We start from the raw sequence: 22,091 nt of genomic DNA, 5'->3' as shown, positions 1-22,091 counted from the left end.
TCCTGAAATATGTCAGTCACGCTGAGCCATCGCGAGCACGCGCCTGGCCTGTTTGAGATGCGGCATGTCGAGCATCTTTCCGTCGAGGCCCACGGTGCCGAGGCCCGGATTGGCATCGAACACCTCGACCACGCGCCGCGCCCACACCAGCTCTTCTTCGCTCGGGCTGTAGGCGGCGTTGATCACATCGACCTGCGCGGGGTGAATCGCCATGCGTCCCGTGAAGCCTCGTTGCCGGCCCAGCCTGGAGCTGGCAAGCAGGCCCGCCTCGTCCTTGAAATCCGCCCAGATCGTGTCGATGGGCTGCACTCCTGCCGCGCAGGCACCGGCCAGACACAAGGAGCAAGCCAGCTGGAAGACATGGTCATAACCGCCATCCGGTCCCTTGTTGGTGCTGGCCCCGAGGGCTGCGGCGATGTCTTCTGCGCCCCAGGTCAGCCCTGCGAGACGCGGCGAGCAGCCCGCGTAAGTGCCCAGCGTGAACAGCGATGCCGCCGTTTCCGTCGCGACAGGAAGAATCCCGATGTGGCCAGCCTGCACGCCTTCACGCACTTCGAGCGCATCCAGCATGTGGGACAGTCGCACGACATCGGCGGACGAATCCACTTTGGGCAGCATCAGCACATCGGGAGCACCAGCCACGATCATCAGGTCCAGCAAGGCAGCAGGCGTGCTCAGTGGGTTGATGCGCACCCAGAGCTGCTGGCGGCGAGCCTCCTTCTGGCTCTTGAGATAGTCCAGCACCAGTTCACGCGCAACCTGTGTGCGGCTTGCGGTCACAGAATCTTCGAGATCAAGAATCAACGCGTCCGCATTGGATTCCGCAGCTTTCTGCAGCTTGCGTTCGCTGTCGCCAGGCACAAACAGAATGGAGCGCACGGGGCTGCGCGGTGTGGGAGTGAAATTCATTTCTGGGCCTCCCCGAGCAGCTTGCGCCCGATGATCTCGCGCATGATTTCCGAGGAACCACCGGCAATGCGACGCACGCGCGAATCGATGTAGGCGCGCGCAATCGGGTACTCCAACATGTAGCCGTAGCCGCCAAAGAACTGCAGGCACTCGTCCACCGTCTTGCATTGCAGTTCGGTGCAAAGCATCTTGGCGGCGGCGGCATCCACCGCATCGAGTTCCTTCTTCAGATGCAGCTCGACGCAGCGATCGACGAACACGCGCTTGGCCAGAATCTCGGCGCTCAGCTCGGCCAATTTGAACCGGGTGTTCTGAAAATCCGAGATCGACTGGCCGAACGCCTGACGCTCGCGCGTGTAGTCCACGGTCCATTGCAGCGCCGATTCCGCCATCATGATGGCCGACACCGCGATGGACAAACGCTCCTCGGCCAGCTTGCTCATCGCCATGCTGAACGCGCCGCCCTCCTTACCCAGAAGATTGCTCACCGGCACACGCACGTTCTCGAAGAACAGCTCGGACGTGTCCTGCGCCTTCAGCCCGATCTTCTTCAGATTGCGTCCGCGCTTGAATCCGGCGCGATCAGCCTCGACCAGGATGAAGCTCATGCCCTTGGCACCGGCGGCCGGATCGGTCTTGCAGGCCAGCACGATCACATCGCACAGCTGGCCGTTGGAGATGTAGACCTTCTGGCCGTTGATCACATACTCGTCGCCTTCCCGCACAGCGCGGGTGCGAATGCCCTTCAGGTCACTCCCGGCCGAAGGCTCGGTCAGTCCCAACGCGCCAATCGCTTCGCCCGTCACCATCTTGGGCAACCAGCGCTTTTTCTGCTCGTCCGAACCGAAGGTGGCGATGTAGGTCGCCACCATGTCGGAGTGCACGGCAAAGCCCGGACCCGTCACACCGGCACGTGCCAGCTCTTCGGTGATGACGACGTTGAACAGATAGTCCGGCCCGCAGCCGCCATATTCCTCGGGCAGGTTGGGGCACAGCAGACCGGCTGCTCCCGCCTTGGTCCACAGTTCGCGGTCGACCATGCCTTGCTCTTCCCAACGTTCGTGGTGCGGAACAATCTCTTTGTCGATGAAGCGGCGAACGCTGTCGCGGAACTGGTCGTGCTCGGGTTTGAACAGGGTGCGTGGAATCATGGTGATGCCTCTCAACCGCGCAGCAACTGCGCGGCGATGATGTTGCGTTGAACTTCGTTGGTGCCGCCGAAGATGGACCAGCAGCGGCTGTAGAGATAGTTGTAGGTGCCTGCGCTGGCGCGCACCCAAGGCTCCTGCGCCCCCAGTCCATCGCCGCTCTTGCGCTGCGATGCGTCGTAGCAGACTCCGTAGGGGCCTTGCGCATCGCGCCAGAATTCGGTCATGGCCTGCAGCACTTCGGTGCCGCGCACCTTGAGCACCGACGCACCGATGCCGTCGTCATGCCCGGCCATCCATTCGTCGATGTAGTCGCGCTCCAGCGCCAGCAAGGCCGTCAGGTCCGCCTCGATGCGTGACAGGCGCTCGGCCTGCAGGGCGCGCTGCATGGGGTCGAACAAACCTGCGTTCTGCGCCACGGTCGCCTTGATCTGCCCGAGCATGCGGATCTTGTTGCCCGTATCGGCAATGAAGGTGCGTTCGCGCGAGAGCAGGAACTTGGCGATCTTCCAGCCCGCGCCCTCCTCGCCCACCAGGTTGGACACCGGCATGCGCACGTTGTCGAAGAACGTCTGGTTGGTGTGGTGCACGCCATCGATGGTGACGATGGGGTCGATGCTCACACCCGGCGTCTTCATGTCGAGCAGCAGAAAGCTGATGCCCTGCTGCTTGCGGCCCGTGTTGTCGGTGCGCACGAGGCAATGCATCATGTCGGCCCAGTGCGCCTCGGTAGTCCACATCTTGGTGCCGTTGAGCACGTAGTGATCGCCATCGCGCACCGCGCGCAGCTTGAGCGATGCGAGGTCGGAACCGGCATTCGGCTCCGAGTAGCCCTGACACCACCACACGTCGCTGTCCAGAATGCCGCCCAGATGCGCCTGCTTCTGCGCTTCGGTGCCGAAGGAGTAGAGCACCGGACCGAGCATGTTCACGCCGTAGGGGATGAGCATGGGCGCTGCGTGGATCGCGCTTTCCTGCAAGAAGGCATGTTCCTGCCTCACGCTCCAGTCCTGGCCACCTGCCGACCTGGGCCAGGCCGCGCCGAACCATCCGCGACGGCGCAGCGCCTTCTGCCAGCCGACATAGTCGCTCTTGTCCAGATAGATGCCGTTCTCGACCTTGTGCCGGGTGACGGGATCGAGGTTTTCCTTGACGAACTCGCGCACCTCGGCGCGAAATGCGGCCTCGTCGAAAGCCGGTGCGTTGTTGTTGCTGTGCATGGCACTCTCCGAATCAAATGGTTGACGACGAACTGGATTGCGCATCGCCCACCCAGCGCGCCAGCAACTGCTGCAGCACCACGAGCCGCGAGTTGTAATGACTGATGATCAGTTCATCCGTTACGCCCATGCCGCCATGCAGCTGGATCGCGTCGTGCCCGACCTTGGTTGCGCAGCGCGACACCACCGTGGGTGCCGCATAGCTTAGCCAGCGCACCTGCTCCTCGTCGCCTGCATCGATGCTTCTGGCCATGGCGCGCGCGATGGACTTGGCCTCCAACGCCGCCATGTGCATATCGGCCAGGCGATGCTGCAGTGCCTGAAAACTGGCCAGCGGCGCATCGAACTGGATGCGGGTGCGCAGATACTCGCCCGTTTGCTGCACCAGGTTCTGCATGACACCTGCGGCGTCGGCGCAATAGGCGCTGATGGCGCGTGCACTGGCCTCCTGCAGCGCTTGCGTCGCCGCCGCACCAAACAGCCACACCGCATTCGTCGGCAGACTGCATGCGGTGAATTCGATATCGCAGGCCTCGCGTGCATCCATCATGCGAAAGGCGCGCAACTGCGCCACGATCTCACTGGCACGCACTCGCAGCACCAGCGGCTCGCCTTCGTCGTTGGTGCAGGCAATCAGCCAGATGTCGGCCTGAGCCGCACCCGGCACGACGCGGGCCAGACCGTTGATCTGCCCCGTGCTGCCATGGCGCGAGCAGCGCAGTTCATCGCCGCGTCGTCCACCCACCAGAACCGTCATGCTTTCACCGGCGAGCGCTTCGGCCACTGCGTCAGCGCCTTCCGCACCAGCGGCCAACAAGGGCATGGGGATGACGCCGGCCTCGATCAACGGCTCCAGCACCAGCCCGCGCGCCAGAATCCGCAGCGCATCGGACACATCGGCCGTACTGCCGCCGATGCCGCCCAGCGCTTCGCCCACCGGCAGCGCCAGCACGCCCAGCTCTGCCAGAGTGGCCCAATGCGCACGGTAATCCACCTCGCCCTTGAGCAATCTCGCGTGGCGTTGCGTGGGCTCGTAGGCCTCATCGACAAAGCGACCGAGCGAGCTTTCGACCATGCTCTTGGTCTCGGCATCCAGTGAAGACACGACTTCCATATTCATCAGCCCTCGGATTGGGGAACGCGGTGCATCAACGCACTGCGCTTGCAGGAGCAGACCAGTTCATCGCGCTGGTTGTATCCCACATGCTCGAAGATCACCACACCGTTTGTGGGGCGTGATTTGCTCTCGCGCTTTTCCAGCACTTTGGATTCCACACGAATCGTGTCGCCCGCAAACACGGGGCGCGGGAAACGCACCTCATCCCAGCCCAGATTGCCCACCGTCGTGCCCAGCGTGGTGTCGCCCACGGAGATGCCGACGACCAGGCCCAGCGTGAACACGCTGTTCATCAGCGGCTTGCCGAATTCGGTGCCGCGCGAGTACTCCGCGTCCAAGTGAATGGCAGCAGGGTTGTGGGTCATGGTGGTGAACAGAACGTTGTCGGTCTCGGTGACCGTGCGCCGGATGTCATGGCGAAAGATCTGGCCCAGTTCAAACTGCTCGAAATACAAACCCGCCATAGATGTCTCCTGTTTTGTGGAATGAGGCAACGCATTTAGTATGTGACCATATCATATTTTATTAGCACATTCTTGCGCCAGCCATGTCAATTATTCGGGTCCTCGGAAATTTCTCGTAGGGGTCTTCACCAATATAGACGGCTGCGTTTTTTGGTTGACTCATTTGTCAAAAATGCATATCGTATGCATCAATATCAATTAAGCATGATCGGTCCAGCAACCTTACGGATCAAGACCAGAAAGACGACAACGTGACATCAACTCAAACAGCCAACGGAATCACCGGCTACGGCGGATACGTACCCAGACTTCGCATGCAGCGCGCAGCCATCGCGGCAGCTCACAGTTGGATGGCGCCGGGCCTGCGCGGGCTAGCCAAAGGACAACGCGCCTTCTGCAGTTGGGACGAAGACAGCGTCACCATGGCCGTGGAGGCCGCACGCGATGCGCTGGACAGTCGCGCTCGTGACGGAATCGGTTCGCTGGTGCTGGCGTCGACACGCCCGCCGTTCTCCGATCTGCAAGGGGCCAGCATTGTGGCGGGCGCGCTGGACCTGCGCTCCGACATCGCGACGCTGGAAGTCGGCCAATCCCAGCGCGCCGGTGTGAGCGCGCTGCTCGCCCAGTTGCGCGCATCGCAGGGAAACACCTTGCTGATCGCCAGCGACCATCCATCGGCCAAGCCCGCCAGCACACAGGAGGTGAGCTACGGCGCAGGTGCCGCAGCCTTCACCTTGGGCAGCGAGAAGGTGATCGCGGAACTCATCGGCCATGCCAGCCAGGTCAACGTCTTCGTCGACCACTTCCGCGCTGCAGACAGCCAGCACGACTACTACTGGGAAGAGCGCTGGATTCGCGATGAAGGCTACGCCAAGATCGTGCCCGCAACCATGAAGGCAGCGCTCGCCAACGCCAAGGTGACAGCCCCCGAGGTGCAGCACTTCATTCTGGCCTCGTCGCTCAAGGACACAGCAAGCATGGTGGCCAAGCGCTGCGGCATCGAAGTCACCGCCGTGGCCGACAGCCTGGACAGCACCTGTGGCTATGCGGGCAGCGCCCATCCGCTGCTGATGCTGGCACACACGCTGGAAAAGGCCAAGCCGGGCGAAGTCATCGTGCTCGTGGGCTTTGGCCAGGGCTGCGACGTCGTGGTTCTGCGCGCCACCGATGCCATCACCTCGTTCAAGCCACGCCGCGGCGTGAGTGGCGCTGTGGCCGATGCCCAGACCCACGAGGCCTATCTGCGCATGCTGTCGTATGACAACGGCATCGACCTCGAATGGGGCATGCGCGGAGAAAAGCAGGTGAAGACCGCGCTGACCGAGCAGTATCGCTCCGCACACCAGCTGGCAGCCTTCACTGCGGGCAAATGCACCTGCTGCGGCGCCGTGCAGTTTCCGCAACTGGCTTACTGCGTGAATCCCGAATGCCTCGCGCCATCCGAGAAGTTCACGCGCACCCATCTGTTCGACGAACCCGCACAGGTGTTCACCTACACAGCCGATTGGCTCTCCTACCACCCATCGCCGCCGCTGTATGTGGGCTTCGTGCAGTTCGACATCGGCGCGCGTCTGCTCATGGAAGTGGTCGATGTCGGCCAGCAAGGTCTGGATGTGGGCACGCCACTGCGCATGGTGTTCCGCGTGAAGGATGTGGACAAGGCGCGCGGCTACCCGCGCTACTTCTGGAAAGCCACGCCGATTTCGGCATGAGCGGCGCAAGCGGCACAACCAAACCAACAAGAAAGACGACAAGTCATGGCAACGGGCATCAAAGACAAGGTAGCCATCATCGGCATGGGCTGCACCAAGTTTGGCGAGCGCTGGGACGCGGGCTCCGCAGAGCTGCTGGCCGAAGCATTCAACGAAGCGCTGGCGGACGCGGGCATCGAACGCAAGCAGATCGAGGCTGCCTGGGCGGGCTCCTGCATGGACAACGTGAACGTGGGCAACTCCGCGATTCCGACATCGGTGGCCCTGCGCCTCGATGGCATCCCGGTGAGCCGCATGGAGAACATGTGCGCGACCGGCACCGAGGCGCTGCGCGGCGCGGCCTACGCTGTGGCCTCCGGCGCGGTGGACATTGCACTCGCCATCGGCGTGGAAAAGCTCAAGGACACCGGCTACGGCGGCCTGCCCGCTCCGTACAAAGGCACGCTCAACGACCTGTGGCTGCCGCTTGGCTCCGCACCTGCAGGTTTCGCACAGCTTGCCGCGGGCTATCGCGCCAAGCACGGCACATCGAAGGAAGACCTGAAGAAGGCGCTCGCGCATGTCTCCTGGAAGAGCCACCAGAACGGCGTTCTGAGCCCCAAGGCCCACCTGCGCAAAGCCATCACCATGGAGCAGATTCTGGCCGCGCCGATGATCGCCGATCCGCTGGGTCTGTTCGACTGCTGCGGCGTGAGCGACGGTGCCGCAGCAGCCATCGTCACCACGCCCGAGATCGCACGCGCACTCGGAAAGAAGGACATGGTGACCATCAAGGCGATTCAGCTCAGCATCAGCTCGGGCGTGGAATCGACCACCAACCAGTGGGACGGCAGCCATGTGCGCAACACACGCGCCGCGGCGCAGCGTGCCTACGCCGAAGCGGGCATCACCGATCCGCGCAAGCAGATCTCGCTGATGGAAGTGCACGACTGCTTCTCCATCACCGAACTGGTGACGATGGAAGACTTGGGCGTGTCCGCAGATGGCCGCGCCGTGCACGACATTCTGGACGGCTTCTATGACCGCGAGGGCAACGGCGTTCCCTGCCAGGTCGACGGCGGACTCAAGTGCTTTGGTCACCCCATCGCCGCGTCCGGTCTGCGCATGGCCTACGAGATCTACAACCAGCTGCAGGACCGCGCGAGCGAGCGCCAGTTGAAGAACCCCAGCCTCGGTCTGACCCACAACCTGGGCGGCGTTCCCTATCTCGGCATTTCCGCCCTGTCCATCCTGGGACTGCACCACTGATGAAAGCCCACTGACGTGGAACTGATGACCTCGCCCGCCATGCGCACTGTGCCCAATGAAACTCCAGCCGCAGCGATGCTGAACCTGCCTCGCGCACGCAGCATCGAAGCACATCAGATGCCGCAGCTTGTGCAGGCGGGCGGCCTGGTCTATGTTCCCGGCTCCAGCGGCGCGCCTCAGGAGTTCATGACCGAGTTGCTGCGCGAACCGACATGCACCGAAGGCGCACGCATTCTCACCACCTACGTGCCGAGCATCAACCGGCTGGAACTCCAGGGCCTGCACGCCACCGGTGAGGTCACGGGTCTCTTCATGCAGCCCGGCGTCACGCAGGCGCAGCGCGACGGACGCTTTCGTGCGCTGCCGCTTTCCTACTCCGGCTTCGTGCGGCACCTGAACGAGCATGTGGATGTGGACCTGACCGTCGTGCAGGTGTCCGCCCCCGATGCGCAGGGCAACTGCTCGCTCGGCCCGGCCGTCGAATTCATGCCCGTCGTGCTGAACAAGAGTCGACGCGTGCTCGCACTCATCAATCGCCAGACACCGCGCATTCCCGGCGCGGTCAGCATTCCTTACAGCCGCTTCGACTACGTATGCGAAGTGGACACGCCACTGCCCAACTACTCGGCACCGGCCGATGCCATCACCGAGGCCATCTCCCGCAACATCGTATCGCTCATCGAAGACGGCTGCACGCTGCAGGCTGGTCTGGGCAAGGTTCCCACCGCGTTGATGCAACTGCTGCACGATCGTCGCAGACTGCGCATGCACTCGGGAATGTTGTCGGACGGCTTTCTGGAACTCGCCAAAGCCGGTGCGCTGGACATGTCTTATCCGCACACGACCTGCGTATTGGTCGGAAGTCAGCGCTTCTACGAACAGGCCGCAGAATTTGAATCACTGCGCGTTCTGGGCTGCGATGTCACCCACAGCGCGGCCACGCTCAATGCCATCGATCGATTCGTCGCGGTGAACTCGGCATTGGAAGTGGACCTGTTCGGTCAGTGCAATCTCGAACACGCCAACGGCATGGCCGTGAGCGGCTGCGGCGGCGCACCGGACTTTGCGCGCGCAGGCCGCATGTCGGTTGGCGGACGCAGCATCGTCGCCCTTCCCTCACGCCACAAGACCGGATCGCGCATCACGCCACAGCTCTCCGAGCATTCCGTGGTGACGCTCTCGCGCATCGACGTCGATTTCGTCGTCACCGAACACGGCGTGGCCAACCTCAATGGTGCCAGCGTGCATGAGCGCGCCGAGGCACTGATCTCGGTGGCGGCCCCCGAATTTCGCGACACGCTGCTGGCCTCCTGGCGCGGCATCGCGGCGCGACTGTAAGCCCAACCCCTCACAACAAATCAATCAATCTACTACTGGAGATCCAAGTGAATCTGCTCGAAGGAAAAGTCATCATCGTTACCGGCGCAGGTGCCGGTGTGGGCAAGGGTATCGCGATGGAAGCGGCACGCCAGGGCGCGAAGGTGATCGTCAACGACCTCGGCGTCAACATCGACGGAAGCGGCGCCAGCAGCGGCCCGGCACAGGAAACCGTCAAGGCCATCGAAGCCGAAGGCGGCACGGCATCGGCCAACACCGACAGCGTGGCCGAATGGGCATCGGCCCAGAAGATCGTGCAGCAGGCACTCGACCTCTACGGCCGCATCGACGGCGTCGTCAACAACGCGGGCAATCTGCGCGACATCCTGTTCCACAAGATGACCGAGGAAGATTTCGATGCCGTCATCAAGGTGCATCTGAAGGGCAGCTGGAACGTCTCGCGCGCCGTGGCACCGTATTTCAAGGGCCAGGGTAGCGGCTCCTACGTGCACATGACCTCCACCTCGGGCCTGATCGGCAACATGGGGCAGGCCAACTACATGGCGGCCAAGATGGGCATCGTCGGCCTGTCCAAGTCCATCTCGCTGGATCTGGAGAAGTTCAACGTGCGCTCCAACTGCATCGCGCCGTTTGCCTACACGCGCATGGTGGGCACCATCCCCACCGACACGCCCGAAGGCAAGGCCCGTCAGGAAGTCAACATGCGTCTCGAGGCCAACAAGATCGCTCCCTTCACCTGCGCGCTGCTGACCGACCGCGCAGCCAACGTGAGCGGCCAGATCTTCGGCGTGCGCAACAACGAGATCTTCCTGTTCTCCCAGCCCCGCCCCATCCGCACCGCCCACAACAGCGAAGGCTGGACCGTGGAAACCTGCCTCGACCGCGCCATTCCCATGTTCGCACCCTCGTTCTTCCCGCTCGACAAGTCGCGTGACGTGTTCACCTGGGACCCGGTCTGACCATGCAGCTTGCCAAAGTACTTGCGCGGGAATTCCCGCTGACCGAGCACACGATCACGCCGCGCGACTGCATGCTGTACTCGCTCGGCGTAGGCGTGGGTGACCGCCCCAATGTGGCAGAAGACCTGCAGTTCGTCTACGAAGACAAACCCGGTGGACTCAAGGTCTTCCCCGCGATGGTCAACGTCATCTGCCACCCCGGGCCATGGGTGAAGGAGCCGGAGCTGGAAATCGAGTGGGTCAAACTGCTGCATGGCGAGCAGTCGTTCACCATCCACCGCCCGCTCGAACCCGGTCGCACCTACGTGGGCGCGTATCGCGTCGCCAACGTGATCGACAAGGGCGAAGGCAAAGGCGCCATGCTTTACTTGGAGAAGACGCTCTCCGACAAGCTCACTCAGGAAAAAGTGGCGACCGTGCTCTCCACCTACGTCCTGCGCGGAGACGGCGGCTGCGGCGGAACCACCACCGAGGTTCCGGCCGTCCACCCCATCCCCGACACGCCGCCCGCCGACAGCATCAGCCTCACAACGCTGCCGCAATCGGGCCTGATCTACCGCCTCTCAGGTGACTACAACCCGATCCACGCATCACCGGAAATTGCCCGTAAGGCAGGTTTCGATCGCCCCATCTTGCACGGCCTGTGCACCATGGGCGTGGCAACACGTGCGATCCTGCAAGCCCTGTGCGACGACCAACCCGAACGCCTGCGCTCGGTCTCCCTGCGCTTTTCGTCGCCGGTCTATCCAGGCGAAACCATCATGACCGAGTTCTGGAAGACCGCATCAGGCGTAAGCTTTCGCGCGACGGCGACGGAGCGCAAGGTGGTGGTGCTGAACTTTGGGCATGCCCAGATTGCCTGAATTGGATAGCCTGAATTGAAGCAACAACTGCACAGCCTTGCGTTGTGCAGTTGTCGCAATCTTCATCTCGCCGCGCTCTCAACCGACAATCCTCAAAGGTCCAGCACCAGACACTGGTTCGTCGCCCCGGAGTAGCGGATCATCATGGCTTTCCAGTACGTGGGTAGGCACGAAGCAATACATGCAGAAGTCGTTGCTGCTCAGCGAATACCGTCGCTGGCCAATGACTCGGGTGAGAAGAAACGCTCATTCTTGCGCTCGACAGGAAAATAGCCACCGCCCGCCACACTCGCACTGCCTTGGACATACCAAGCCCCGGTCTGCAGATCCAAGCCATAACTCGCATCGGAGACACCACCGGATTCGTGCTCGTAGAACGGGACGGCGGCCTGATTGAGAATGCGGTACAGCTTGCCCGCAGCGTCGTATCCCTCGGCGGAGCCGGCACCCGGGGCGTCTTCGTCCCAAAAAAACACACGCTTGGCATATATGTGACGCATGCCGGGTTTGAGCGCAGCATCCACCTGCCAGACCCGATGCAGCTCCCAACGCACGCAGTCGGGATGCGGGAAGTTCTTGTTGTTCACGACCTTGTCGTCGGCGCAGGTCTTGGCGTTGTTCAAGGCGAAGTTGTTGTACATGATGAACTTCTCCTTTTTGCCGACGAGCTTGAAGTCGTAGCGGTCCATCGCTCCGCCAAAGCCCTTGATGTCGTCCATGGTCGAGGCGCCGCCCGTGTTGGGGCTAGGGGTGTCGTAGGCCAAATTCGGAGCGAGCTTGACCCGGCGCTGTCCCGGGATGTACTGGTAGACACGGCGGCCGATGTCCACCATGTCGAGCGAGTCGAGGATCAATACCTTCTCGCCCACCTTGCGTGCCGGTGCCGTGTTGGTCTGCAGCACCTTCCAGTAGACGACGTCTGGGGCATGCGGCGTGGTGCAGCCAGGATCGTAGTAGTCGTATTGCTGCAGGGCTTCCGTTCTCGTCTGCAGCACGGCCACGCCGTTGGATGGCGTGAGATAGCCCGTGACCTGCACCATGTAAGCGGGTGCCTGGTACTGGATCAGGTGATTCCACATCACTTCATACCCCGTCTTGGGAATCGGAAACGGAAAGCCGCCGGAGCAACCCTCCAGTTTCTGCTCGCCTTTGGTCGCCTTGCACGATCTGGCATTCTTCACCGTGTTGTCCAGCACCTGCTGCGGGTAGACCCAATCGCGCCGCGACGGGTACACGTCCATGCGGAAGTCCGGGTAGGCCTTGAACACTTCCAGCATGCCATCCAGTTTGTCGGAGTATTGGGCAGCGTTCTGCGCGGTGATCGTGAACAGCGGCTTGTCGTTGTACGGGTCGGGTCGCTGGCCAGGCGTCTTGCGGTCGTAGTCGGCCGGGGCCGCAGGGGCCTTGCCCGAATAGGGTGGAATCGCTCCATCCTTGTTGGCCCCTTTCTCCGAGCCGAACGCCGTCAGGCGCGCTCCGCCCAATTGCCTGGCTTCGTCTTCAGATACCGCTGCCGTCGCGGCTTGTCCCAGACACGCGGCCGCGATCAGTGCGACGCAAGTGTGTTGCGGTTTCACATTCATCTCCTTGTAGTGGTTGATCCGAACCTGACCTCAATGGCTCAGGCCAAGCTGTCGAGCGTGTCGATGTCGTCCATGGCAGTGGCCAAGCGCGATACGAACTGAATCGACGCAGCCATCGGCTGCATGTCGGGCATGCCGGGCGCGGGGTTGTAGGTAATGGTCCACCAGGTCAATGCGGCCGGCATCTGCTGTCGGTAATGCAGCCAGCCCGTGCTGAAATCAAGCTTGGGACCACCAGCCGCATGCAATCCGTCAAGGTAGCGACGCAGCAGATCGCGCTCCCATTCGCGGCGGTCTTCCACGGTCAAAGAAGTTCCGATCGCGTAGGCGAAATCTCGTGCCCAGTAACCATGACTGAGGCACTGCCAGTCCCCCAGCGCCATGGAGCCGTCGCGCAGGATGTACCAGTTCTTCAAATGCACATCTCCATGGGCGAGCGTGTGAGGCAGTCGGTGTGCGAGTTCCACTGACTTCACCGTGGCTGGCCAGATTTCGGCGGCGCGCCGATGCAGCCGCACGGGGATCAGGTCAGACGCCCTTGCGAAGCCTTGCTCGGAGCCTTCGCGCATGCCGAAGACCAAGGTGCCGTTGAAGTATTCCGGCCAACTTTTGAAGCGCTGGTGCTGCGCAAGCAGTTCAACATTTCCATAACACTGACCATGCAGACGCGCGAGCAGATCGATCTGGCTTTCGGCCAACTGGCGAGTGATGCTGGTCGTGTGATCACAGAAAGCCGTTACTTGATCGGTCAGGTCTTCGACCATCACGATGGAGTTAAGGGTCTCGTCATCGTAGTTGGCGAACACGCCAATCGGCGCATTGACGCCCTTCAGCAACGGGCGGACATGGTTGTAGAACGTCGACTCGGCATATGCCGCGCCACTGACGCCCAGCGCATACCGATTGGCCAGTCCTTGGCTCGCCTTGCAGAAAATGCGTGTCGGCAACGCCGCCTCGCGACCCGCAGCGTTGTACGCAACCTGCAGCCTGCGGCGGTTCGATGTGCCGTCGTCAGGAGCGTTCCAATCAAAGTCCACGACCTCCGCGCCCGGGTGCCCTTTGCACAGCGCGTCGGTCAGCCACGCAGCGGTGATGGCTTCGTAGTTCAGAGGTATCTCGTTGGCGCTGTAGACCTTCTCGTGTGCGCGGAGTTGGTCGTTCTCATATACCGCTTGCAGGCGTTCTAACGTCCATGTCATGGAGTGAGCTTCCGGTGTCGAATGATGAAAATTGCTTGGTGGTTTGGATCGCGTTGCTGGCAGTGGCCGATGCCTTTGAACGGTGCGCCACCTGCGACTTGCAACGTGGTCGAAGAATAGGTTGCGGCCTCAAGCGGCGGAACCGAGGTGGCCTGATCTGCACCACTTGCTTGCCCGATGCGCACCTGAACTGGGGAAATCCCTGTGGGTTCTGCCGACACTCAGGTGCCGTTCAGGCCACATACTGGCAACGCGCCCGCGAACCCAAATGCAGTGCATGGATAGGCCACGCTGCTTGCTGCATCCATGCAGGACTGGTGAGGGTTACCAACTCAGTTGCCCGTCTTCAAGACAAGGTCCGCATCCAGATATCGCGCCGCAGGACACAAAAGATGTTGTTGAAACTCACAAAAATTCGGTCTTATGTCGCCCGAATGAAGGCCAGAGGCATCGCCCCCGCGGACGTGCTGGCGGATTCGGGCTTGTCCGAGGATCTGCTGACGGACCCTGCCTTGCTGATTGCACCGCGTCAACGCGAGCGTGTCGTGCAAAACATGCTGCGTCTGACGCGCGACCCAGGCCTTGGACTGGAGCTGGGCTCACAAGCACAGCTCGTCGACTTCGGAATCCTGGCCCACGCACAGATGACGGCGCCCAACCTGCGCAGCGCGTTGGTGCTCTGGCAGAAGTATTCCAGCGCCGTGGGCACCACAACCGCCGTGGAGCTGGTCGACAAAGGTCGAAACGACTGGTGCATTCATTACAAGGTAGCCCGCACGGATCGCCCGTTCGGTCGGTTCGAGGCAGAGGAGATCACGTCCATGGCCGTGGGCTTGGGACCGTCGCTGCTCGGCCCCTTGTGGCAACTCGCCGAATGCACATACGACTATCGTGCACCCGCGTACAAGAACCGCTATGAAGAGGCCCTTGGCTGCCCCGTGCGGTTTTCCGAATCGATGATCTCCGTGCGCATAAGGTCCGTGTCGATCGACCATCCTCTGCCGGGTCACGACCCCGAGTTTCACGAGCTGTGCCTGCGCTATCTGGACCAGTTCATCCGCCAGTCCGGTCGCAACCGCCAGACTTCCGAGCGCCTGCGCAGCATGATGCTGAACCAGCCACAGGACCCACCGGACATCGCGCAGGCCGCAGACTACCTCGGCATGAGCCCACGCTCGCTGCGTCGGCATCTTCAGCACGAAGGGACTTCCTTCAGCGAGCAACTCAACCAATCCCGCCTGGACCTGGCGATACGCTCGTTGTGTCAGGAAGGCCTGCCAGTGAAGGAGACCGCCGCGGAACTCGGCTATCTCAACGTGCAGGCTTTCCGTCGCGCGTTCCGGGGCTGGACGGGGAAAAGCATCGGCGAATACCTGCGTACATATACGGCACCTTCGCTGAAGTAGGCGCGCTTTGGTGCGCTGCACCTCGCGGTGGAAGTCCCGGCATGTCAGAAATGGGCGTCTATTTCTAGACGTAGTGTCCAATGTGAAAAAGTGGACGCGATCTCGCACATTGGAGACTCTCGTTGCCAGATCGAATTACTGGGCGCTGACGATCAGCGTCGCTGCTCGATCTGCCAGCATGAACGTCGGTGCATTTGTGTTCGTTGATGGAATCAACGGAAACACCGAGGCATCCACCACTCGAAGACTCGCTATCCCACGCACCCGCAAACGTTCATCGACCACGGCGTCTGCATCGCTCCCCATGCGGCAAGAGCCCGCCCAGTGGTGCATCGAAGCGCCATATCGACGCACGTAATCCATCAATTCATCATCGCCCTGAATCTGAGCACCAGGCAAGCTTTCGGCTTTGACCCTTCCACGCAATGCCGGTTGCGAGAAGATGCTTCGTGCAATACGGAATGAATTGAGTACCGCCTGTTTGTCTTTGGGTGCGCTCAGATAATTTGCGTGAATCACCGGAGCCGCCAATGGATCTCCGGAACGGATCCCTACTCTTCCACGTGAATACGGGCGCAAGAAGCAGCTCGCAGCGCAGAACTCCGGCGTCTTGATGATGCTGACACTCCCGTCTGGTTTGCGTGACCAGGTTACCGGCTTGAAGTTGATCTGGGTGTCTGCCCGATCAGAGCCAGGAAGCGCCTTCACAAATGCCACAGCCTGAGATGCCCCCATGGTGAGCGCACCCTTGTGCGTGAGCAAGTATTGAATCCCGTGGAGCACTTGGCGCCAACTGGAGAAGTCCTTGTTCAATGAACTGTCCGAGGTACACGCGAAAACGCTGTGTGTGTAGAAGTGATCCTGCAGATTCTCACCAACTCCCGGTAAATGGTGCACGGCACTGATACCCTTGTCGGCCAAAAGTTGGGCATTGCCAATTCCAGAGTGCATCAACAGTGTGGGTGAACCAAAAGCCCCGGATGCAAGAATCACCTCACGACGAGCTGCGACCTGAAGCGTCACGCCGTTACGCATGTACTCCACACCAATCGCCTTGCGGCCTTCCAGCAAGACCTTCATTGCCTGGCTGTGATCGAACACATGCAGATTCTTGCGATTGCGAACCGGCTGCAAAAATGCATGCGACGAACTATGGCGGCGTCCATTCTTGATATTGAATTGCAGCAATCCAGCACCCGAATTGTTGCTGCTTCCGTTCATATCTTCATTGCGTTCGAAACCGGCTTGTCCACATGCTTCGATGAAATCCAGCGACGCGGGATGCACGTAGCTGGGATCGATGATGCTCAGTTCGCCTGCTTGGCCGCGAAGCTTCGAGTCACTCGCATTGCGCGACTCAATGTTTTGAAAATGCGGAAGTACATCAGCCCAGGACCAGCCCTTGATCCCGAACTGAGCCCATGCGTCATAGTCCTCCGGGTGACCGCGGCCGAACACCATCCCATTGATGAGACTGGAGCCCCCAAGCCCCTTTCCGCGAGGCGCATAGATGCGGCGGTCATTCAGTTCCTTTTCCGGTTCGGTCTCGAATCCCCAGTTGTAGGGCCCCCGGTTGAACATCTTCGCCGTCCCCGCAGGCATATTGGGCCAAAGTCCCTTGGGTGGTCCACCCGCCTCCAGAAGCAACACTTCACAAGCAGGATCGGTCGAGAGGCGATTGGCCAGAACGCAGCCCGCAGTTCCACCACCAACGATCACATAATCAAACGCCATGTTCATGCCAGCACCTTTGAATAATTGGCCTGCATGACCGACTTGACAACCGAATAGGCATCCAGACTTTCCGCACCACCTTCACGACCAAAGCCACTGTCCTTGATCCCGCCAAATGGCGTTTCAGCGGATGAGGCCTGGAAGGTGTTGATCGCAAGTGATCCAGCTTCCAAGCCCTCGCTCAACTTCTCGATGGCATCTGCATCATTGGTGAATGCATAGGCAGCGAGCCCGACGTTCAGCGAGTTCGCCTTGACCAAGGCTTCATCGAGCGTTTTGAAGCTGTTGATGATGGCAATCGGGCCAAAGGGTTCTTGACTCAGCACCTGCGCTTCGCTCGGAACATCGGCCAACACCGTCAGTGGGTAGAAGTATCCTTTTCCATCAGGACGCCTTCCGCCGAACAGTACCTTCGCCCCCTTGTCTCTGGCATCGTCAACCAGACGCTCGATATCCTGCACACGCTTGGCATTCGTGAGCGGTCCGATATCCGCGTCCTTGGAGAATCCATCACCGATTGCCACACGAGCTGCTTGCTCTGCAAAGGCTTGCGCAAATTGCTCGAAAATTTCCTCTTGTACAAAATAGCGCGTGGGAGAAACGCAAATCTGACCTGTGTTGTTCACCTTGGCCTTGACGGCCAGTTGCGCGACCTTCACCGGATCGACATCGCCACATACGACGACTGGAGCATGACCACCAAGCTCCAATAGACAGGGCTTCAATTGCGCACCCGCCATCTTGGCCAGTTGACGGCCCACACCCACCGAACCTGTGAACGTGACCAGCCGCACAGCTTCACTTTCGATCAGCTTTTGAGATATCTCGGAAGGGTCTCCATAAAGCAGGCTAAGCACACCCGCGGGCAACCCGGCATCCATCAATGCCTGAGCGATATGAAACGCCCCTGCCGGAGTCTCTTCAGCAGGCTTGAGAACAAGCGCACAACCTGCCGCAAGAGATGCGGCAATCTTGCGCATGGGTGAACCAACGGGCGCATTCCACGGCGAAAATCCCGCGACAACTCCGATGGGTTCCTTGCGAACCAAGCACCGTAGATCAGGGCTCATGGGAATGATGCGACCGTAATGACGCATGCCCTCGTTCGCATCCCACTCCAGTATGGAGGCCGCTCTGCGTACTTCAAAACAGGCTGCCTGAAAGTTTTTCCCCTGCTCCATCACAGTGGCGGCGGCAATCCGCTCGACACGAGACTTCATCAGTTCCGCTGCCTTGAGCAGAATGCGGGTGCGCTCAGCCACGGGCGTGTTCTTCCAGACCCGAAAGCCTTTCTGAGCGGCACAAATGGCCATCTCGATCTGCGCAGCGCTGGCATGGGGAATCTTCCCAACGAGTTCCTCTGATGAAGGGTTGATGACATCAATGGTTTTTTCACTGCCGATCCACTCACCGTCGATGAGCAGTCTGACTTCCGGATACTTCATTCTTGGCGTCCTGCAAAGCAAAAAATCGCAACAACCGCGGAGCTGTTGCGACTTCTGCATATTGGAAAATTCAGGGCTTGAAGCCCGACTGTTCAACCACTGGCTTCCAGAAACTGATGAGCGAGCGAACTTGCTTATCCATGTCTGCCCCCGTGGCGAAATCAGGGGAAACGTTCGACTGAAGCACGCGGCTCTTGAAAGCGGGATCGCTCAGCACTTTTTTGACCGCGTCTTCCATCTTTTTGCGTTCGTCAGCGGGTGTCTTCTTCGTGGACCACAGCCCCATGAATGCCTCCCCCTGCGTGACGTTGAAGCCCTGCTCTTTCATCGTCGGAACGGTCGGAAGCACAGACCAGCGCTTTTCTGTCATGAATCCCAGTGGCACGACTCGCCCCTCTGACACGAACTGAAAGATATCGCCAGGAGCCATGATGCCCACAGGTGCCTGGCTACCCAGAACTGCCGTCTTCACATCGCCTGCACCTTTGAAGGGAACCACTGTCATCTTCACACCGAATTCCTTGGTCATGACGACGCCCAGAAATTCGGTGATGCTCCCAGCTCCAGCTGATGCATACAGCGTCAGGGCAGGATCCTTCTTGGCCAATGCCACATATTCCTTGAGGTTCTTTGCGCCCGTGTTTGGGCTGCCATACAGACCCAACGGATACGAGATGACGCGTGCCACTGGAGCCATGTCTTCCAGATAGTTGTACCTCAGCGTGCTGGCGGGAACCAGAATCGTCGGGAAGATGGCCCAGCTGTCCGGTGAGAACAGATAAGTTGTGCCGTCATGCGGTGCCCCCATGAGCGCCTGTGCCGCAATGCGGCCACCGGCTCCAGGCTTGTTCTCCACAATGACGCTTCGTCCCAACTCCACTCGCAACTCATCTGCCAGCATGCGCGCAACCGCGTCACTCGTACCGCCGGGGACAAATCCCACCAGAAGCTTGATGGGTGCCGACGAGTTCGCCGCCGAGTACTGACTCGCGACAGCAAGCAAGACCGCCGATGCAGCGATCTTGAAACGCTTGAGAATTTTCATTTCTGTGCTTCCTGAAGCGCTTAGAACGCCTTGCGAATACCCACGGAGAACGTGGTGTTCGTGGACTTGTCCTTCTGACGGCCGACGCCCACATCCGCGTACAGACGTGTTTGCTTGCTCAGGTTGTAGTCATAACCCAAGCCCAGCTTCTCGCGATCATTGAGCTTGTAGTCGCCGCGTACCTTGGTATATGCGGCCTTCACACGACCTGGACCGACTGGTGCATCAAGAGCCAACAGGTACTCCATCGAGTCGTAGTTGAAGTTCTTGTTCTTGGCCTGTGCGACATAGCCGATGAGTCGAAGGACATCGAAGTTGTAATGCACAGCCACGTTCAGGAATTCGTCATTGACCGCCGCTGTGGCCGCCACCGCATTGTTCTTCTTCGCATAGCCCAGACCTGCATAAAGACGCTCGGCCTGATACTGCACATTGAAGCCGCTTTGCGCGCTGGTCAGCTGTTCATGCATGCCGTAGGCCAGATCGAAGCTGAAGCCATTGATGCGCTTGGATTTGAAGCCCACCGTGTTGTTGGTGCGCGATGCATTTTCAGATGACGAAGCAAAGTCCGCGTACAGATTTGCCGGGCCAACCTGGCCCACGCCGTCCATACCGAACGGATCGGACTTGATGGCAACCCAGAACGCTGGGATGAAGTCACGCCCCATCCAAAGAGTACCGATGTCCTTGTGCGACAGACCTACGGTTGACTGCATGAAGAACGGTTGCTTGGTGTTGTAGTCACCGGTATCCGGATTGAAGCGGTGCTCCAGTTGAAACTGAGCAGTCAGCCCTCCGCCCAGATCTTCTACCCCGCGAAACCCCACACGCGAAGCGGACGCCTGCTTGACTTGCCAGGCATCACTGGTGCCGTTGGCACCTGCATTGTTGGCAGTGCCGCCATTCCCCTTGGTGATGCCCAAGTCCACCACACCATAGATCTCAACCTTGCTTTGCGCGGCTGCTGTGAAAGAGGCTGCGGCCAGGATGGTGAATACAAATTTGCTTCTCGACATTGAAATCTCCGTTTAGTTCTATTTATTCTTTCATTGTTTTATCAAACGGAACAACAATGGTTTTCCCTAGAGATAAAACAAGAGTTCATAGGAATCCGCAGCAAATCAACTTGCAGCTCACTTAAAAAATACCAATTTTTCGAAAAAACCCATCGCAAAAACCCAAGTAACAACCCTAATTTTGGATGTTTGTGTTATTTTTATAGTTTGCTATAAAATTCACACAAACATCAATCGTTCAAGCAATGTCGTCATCCTTCACCACTTCGACGTCCACACTCACACAACAGATTGCTGCGCATTGGTGCGATAGCGACCTGAACGGCTTGCCAGAGGAACTGACCCAACTCGTGCGCCAGCGTGTTCTGGACACCATCGCCGCCGGTATCGCAGGCGTGGATGCCCCCGAAACGGTTGCAGTGCGCCGGGGAGTGAGTGCCATGCATGGCAACACGTGCCCCAGCGATGGGAATGCGGTGGCATGGGGTACACAAACACACTTGCCCGTCGCGCAAGCGGCGCTGGTCAACGGCACGGCATCCCATGCGCTTGAGTTGGACGATTTCGACGGATGTGGTCACACGGGTGCTGTAGTTGTCCCTGCCGTGACTGCCGTCGCTCAAGCGAGCGGTGCTAGCGGTGCTAGCGGTGCCACTGTGTTGACAGCCATTGCAGCGGGCTACGACCTGGCCGGCCGCATGCTCAATGCGGCCGGCGGATACAGGGCACACAATGGCCTCGGCTGGCACTCGACGGCCACCTGCGGAACATTTGGCGCAGCCTTGGCAGCTGCCAGGACATTGAAATTGGATGCCGAGCGCACCACACATGCTCTGGGTATCGCTGGCACTTACATGGGTGGCGTCTGGGCCTTCATGAAGGATGGCGCAATGACCAAGCGCATGCATCCAGGAAAAGCCGCCGAGACTGGCGTCGCGGCGGCGTATCTCGCTCAGGCAGGCATGACGGGACCAGCCCATATCCTCGAGTCCGATTGGGGAGGTTTCTTCAAGACCTATTGCGGAACGCAAGCGCAGCCAGAGCGTGTACTGGAGCAGCTCGGGGAGTTCAACGCCATTGCGCTCACAGGCATCAAGCCTTATGCCTGTTGCCGAGCATCACATGGTGCCATCGACGCCATGCTGCAGTTGCAAAGAGTGCACGCACTTCGCGCTGAAGAGATCGCACGCATCGAAGTGCACTGCCCAGCCCACACTGCCAAGCTGGTAGGTGGATATCGCGTTCAAAGCGTTCTCGACGCACAGATGAGCATGCCGTACTCGCTGGCAGTCACCGCCCTGACTGGCCGCGCCGATCTGCCGCAATTTGCACCTCCGCAAATCGACAACCCACAGATCCAGCGCCTGATGCAAGCGATCGCATTGGTTCCCGATCTGCCTGCCGAACATGTGCACGGACCGATCGTCCAAGTGCAATGCATCGACGGACGCACTCTGCAAGCGCAAGTGCAGTTTGCCAAAGGGCATCCCACCAATCCGATTACCGACTCCGAGTTGCGCACCAAAGCGCATTCGCTGATCACACCGCGTCTTGGCGAAGCACGCTTTGAAGCCATCGAACAAGCTGTTGCAGATCTGCACAACGTCAGCGACTTCCGCACCTTTGCCGCACTGCTGCGACCCGCACAGTGATCTTCCCGAACTTCATTCAATCACTCTTCACTT

Annotated in this window: 18 protein-coding genes; 7 read left to right on the top strand and 11 right to left on the bottom strand. The window is 60.2% G+C overall.

Annotated elements, in window-relative coordinates; translation table 11 throughout:
* Positions 1 to 12: 12 nt before the first annotated feature.
* From G7048_RS26190 to G7048_RS26170, 5 genes are read right to left on the bottom strand one after another with little or no spacing between them, the layout of a single operon-like run.
* Entirely contained in the window at positions 13 to 909 is an 897-nt protein-coding gene (locus G7048_RS26190) for a CoA ester lyase (protein ID WP_166071412.1), read from the bottom strand.
* Positions 906 to 2,060, bottom strand: coding sequence for an acyl-CoA dehydrogenase family protein (locus G7048_RS26185; RefSeq protein ID WP_166071411.1), 1,155 nt, complete (start codon positions 2,058 to 2,060; stop codon positions 906 to 908). The genes G7048_RS26190 and G7048_RS26185 overlap by 4 nt, the downstream gene beginning before the upstream one ends.
* An 11-nt stretch (positions 2,061 to 2,071) precedes the next feature.
* Positions 2,072 to 3,277 (bottom strand): acyl-CoA dehydrogenase family protein, encoded by a 1,206-nt coding sequence (locus tag G7048_RS26180; protein ID WP_166071410.1) that lies wholly within the window; start codon positions 3,275 to 3,277, stop codon positions 2,072 to 2,074.
* A gap of 13 nt (positions 3,278 to 3,290) precedes the next feature.
* Positions 3,291 to 4,397, bottom strand: coding sequence for an acyl-CoA dehydrogenase family protein (locus G7048_RS26175; protein WP_166071409.1), 1,107 nt, complete (start codon positions 4,395 to 4,397; stop codon positions 3,291 to 3,293).
* Positions 4,397 to 4,858 (bottom strand): MaoC family dehydratase, encoded by a 462-nt coding sequence (locus tag G7048_RS26170; RefSeq protein WP_166071408.1) that lies wholly within the window; start codon positions 4,856 to 4,858, stop codon positions 4,397 to 4,399. Before G7048_RS26170 ends, G7048_RS26175 begins: the two co-directional genes overlap by 1 nt.
* Before the next feature lie 251 nt (positions 4,859 to 5,109).
* On the opposite strand from G7048_RS26170, the gene G7048_RS26165 reads away from it, so the two are divergent.
* Genes G7048_RS26165 through G7048_RS26145 form a run of 5 tightly spaced genes read left to right on the top strand, consistent with a single transcriptional unit; the run spans position 5,110 to position 10,978 of the window.
* Complete coding sequence (locus G7048_RS26165; protein ID WP_240933420.1) at positions 5,110 to 6,570, top strand: 3-oxoacyl-[acyl-carrier-protein] synthase III C-terminal domain-containing protein; 1,461 nt, start codon at positions 5,110 to 5,112, stop codon at positions 6,568 to 6,570.
* Positions 6,571 to 6,615: 45 nt separating this feature from the next.
* Entirely contained in the window at positions 6,616 to 7,818 is a 1,203-nt protein-coding gene (locus G7048_RS26160) for an acetyl-CoA acetyltransferase (protein ID WP_166071407.1), read from the top strand.
* Positions 7,819 to 7,842: 24 nt separating this feature from the next.
* Positions 7,843 to 9,156 carry an acetyl-CoA hydrolase/transferase family protein gene (locus tag G7048_RS26155; protein WP_240933424.1) on the top strand — a complete coding sequence of 438 codons (1,314 nt, stop codon included), beginning with the start codon at positions 7,843 to 7,845 and terminating at the stop codon, positions 9,154 to 9,156.
* 47 nt (positions 9,157 to 9,203) lie between these two features.
* Positions 9,204 to 10,115, top strand: a complete 912-nt coding sequence (locus G7048_RS26150; protein ID WP_166071406.1) for an SDR family NAD(P)-dependent oxidoreductase — start codon at positions 9,204 to 9,206, stop codon at positions 10,113 to 10,115.
* A 2-nt stretch (positions 10,116 to 10,117) separates the two neighbouring features.
* Positions 10,118 to 10,978 (top strand): MaoC/PaaZ C-terminal domain-containing protein, encoded by an 861-nt coding sequence (locus tag G7048_RS26145; protein ID WP_166071405.1) that lies wholly within the window; start codon positions 10,118 to 10,120, stop codon positions 10,976 to 10,978.
* Positions 10,979 to 11,178: 200 nt separating this feature from the next.
* On the opposite strand, the gene G7048_RS26140 is transcribed toward G7048_RS26145, so the two are convergent.
* A complete protein-coding gene (locus tag G7048_RS26140; RefSeq protein ID WP_166071404.1) occupies positions 11,179 to 12,555 on the bottom strand; it encodes a DUF1329 domain-containing protein in 1,377 nt (458 codons plus the stop codon).
* A 44-nt stretch (positions 12,556 to 12,599) separates the two neighbouring features.
* Complete coding sequence (locus G7048_RS26135; protein WP_166071403.1) at positions 12,600 to 13,760, bottom strand: phosphotransferase; 1,161 nt, start codon at positions 13,758 to 13,760, stop codon at positions 12,600 to 12,602.
* Positions 13,761 to 14,152: 392 nt separating this feature from the next.
* Between G7048_RS26135 and G7048_RS26130 the strand changes: the two genes are divergently transcribed.
* Entirely contained in the window at positions 14,153 to 15,166 is a 1,014-nt protein-coding gene (locus G7048_RS26130) for an AraC family transcriptional regulator (RefSeq protein ID WP_166071402.1), read from the top strand.
* A 135-nt stretch (positions 15,167 to 15,301) separates the two neighbouring features.
* Here G7048_RS26130 and G7048_RS26125 read toward each other — a convergent pair whose 3' ends face one another.
* From G7048_RS26125 to G7048_RS26110, 4 genes are all read right to left on the bottom strand, one after another.
* Positions 15,302 to 16,906, bottom strand: a complete 1,605-nt coding sequence (locus tag G7048_RS26125) for a GMC family oxidoreductase (RefSeq protein WP_166071401.1) — start codon at positions 16,904 to 16,906, stop codon at positions 15,302 to 15,304.
* The gene (locus G7048_RS26120; protein ID WP_166071400.1) at positions 16,903 to 18,345 is read right to left on the bottom strand and encodes an NAD-dependent succinate-semialdehyde dehydrogenase; all 1,443 of its coding nucleotides are present in this window, start codon (positions 18,343 to 18,345) and stop codon (positions 16,903 to 16,905) included. Before G7048_RS26120 ends, G7048_RS26125 begins: the two co-directional genes overlap by 4 nt.
* A 70-nt stretch (positions 18,346 to 18,415) precedes the next feature.
* Positions 18,416 to 19,390 (bottom strand): tripartite tricarboxylate transporter substrate binding protein, encoded by a 975-nt coding sequence (locus tag G7048_RS26115; protein WP_166071399.1) that lies wholly within the window; start codon positions 19,388 to 19,390, stop codon positions 18,416 to 18,418.
* 20 nt (positions 19,391 to 19,410) lie between these two features.
* Positions 19,411 to 20,406 carry a porin gene (locus G7048_RS26110; protein WP_166071398.1) on the bottom strand — a complete coding sequence of 332 codons (996 nt, stop codon included), beginning with the start codon at positions 20,404 to 20,406 and terminating at the stop codon, positions 19,411 to 19,413.
* Positions 20,407 to 20,651: 245 nt separating this feature from the next.
* Between G7048_RS26110 and G7048_RS26105 the strand changes: the two genes are divergently transcribed.
* Positions 20,652 to 22,058: an MmgE/PrpD family protein gene (locus G7048_RS26105; RefSeq protein ID WP_166071396.1), complete on the top strand. Its 1,407-nt coding sequence runs from the start codon at positions 20,652 to 20,654 to the stop codon at positions 22,056 to 22,058.
* Positions 22,059 to 22,091 lie beyond the last annotated feature (33 nt).

The organism is Diaphorobacter sp. HDW4B (genome assembly GCF_011305535.1).
Lineage (GTDB): Bacteria > Pseudomonadota > Gammaproteobacteria > Burkholderiales > Burkholderiaceae_C > Diaphorobacter_A.
The sequence above is the reverse complement of the archived record's forward strand: the minus strand, read 5'-3'. Positions and strand labels throughout refer to the sequence as shown.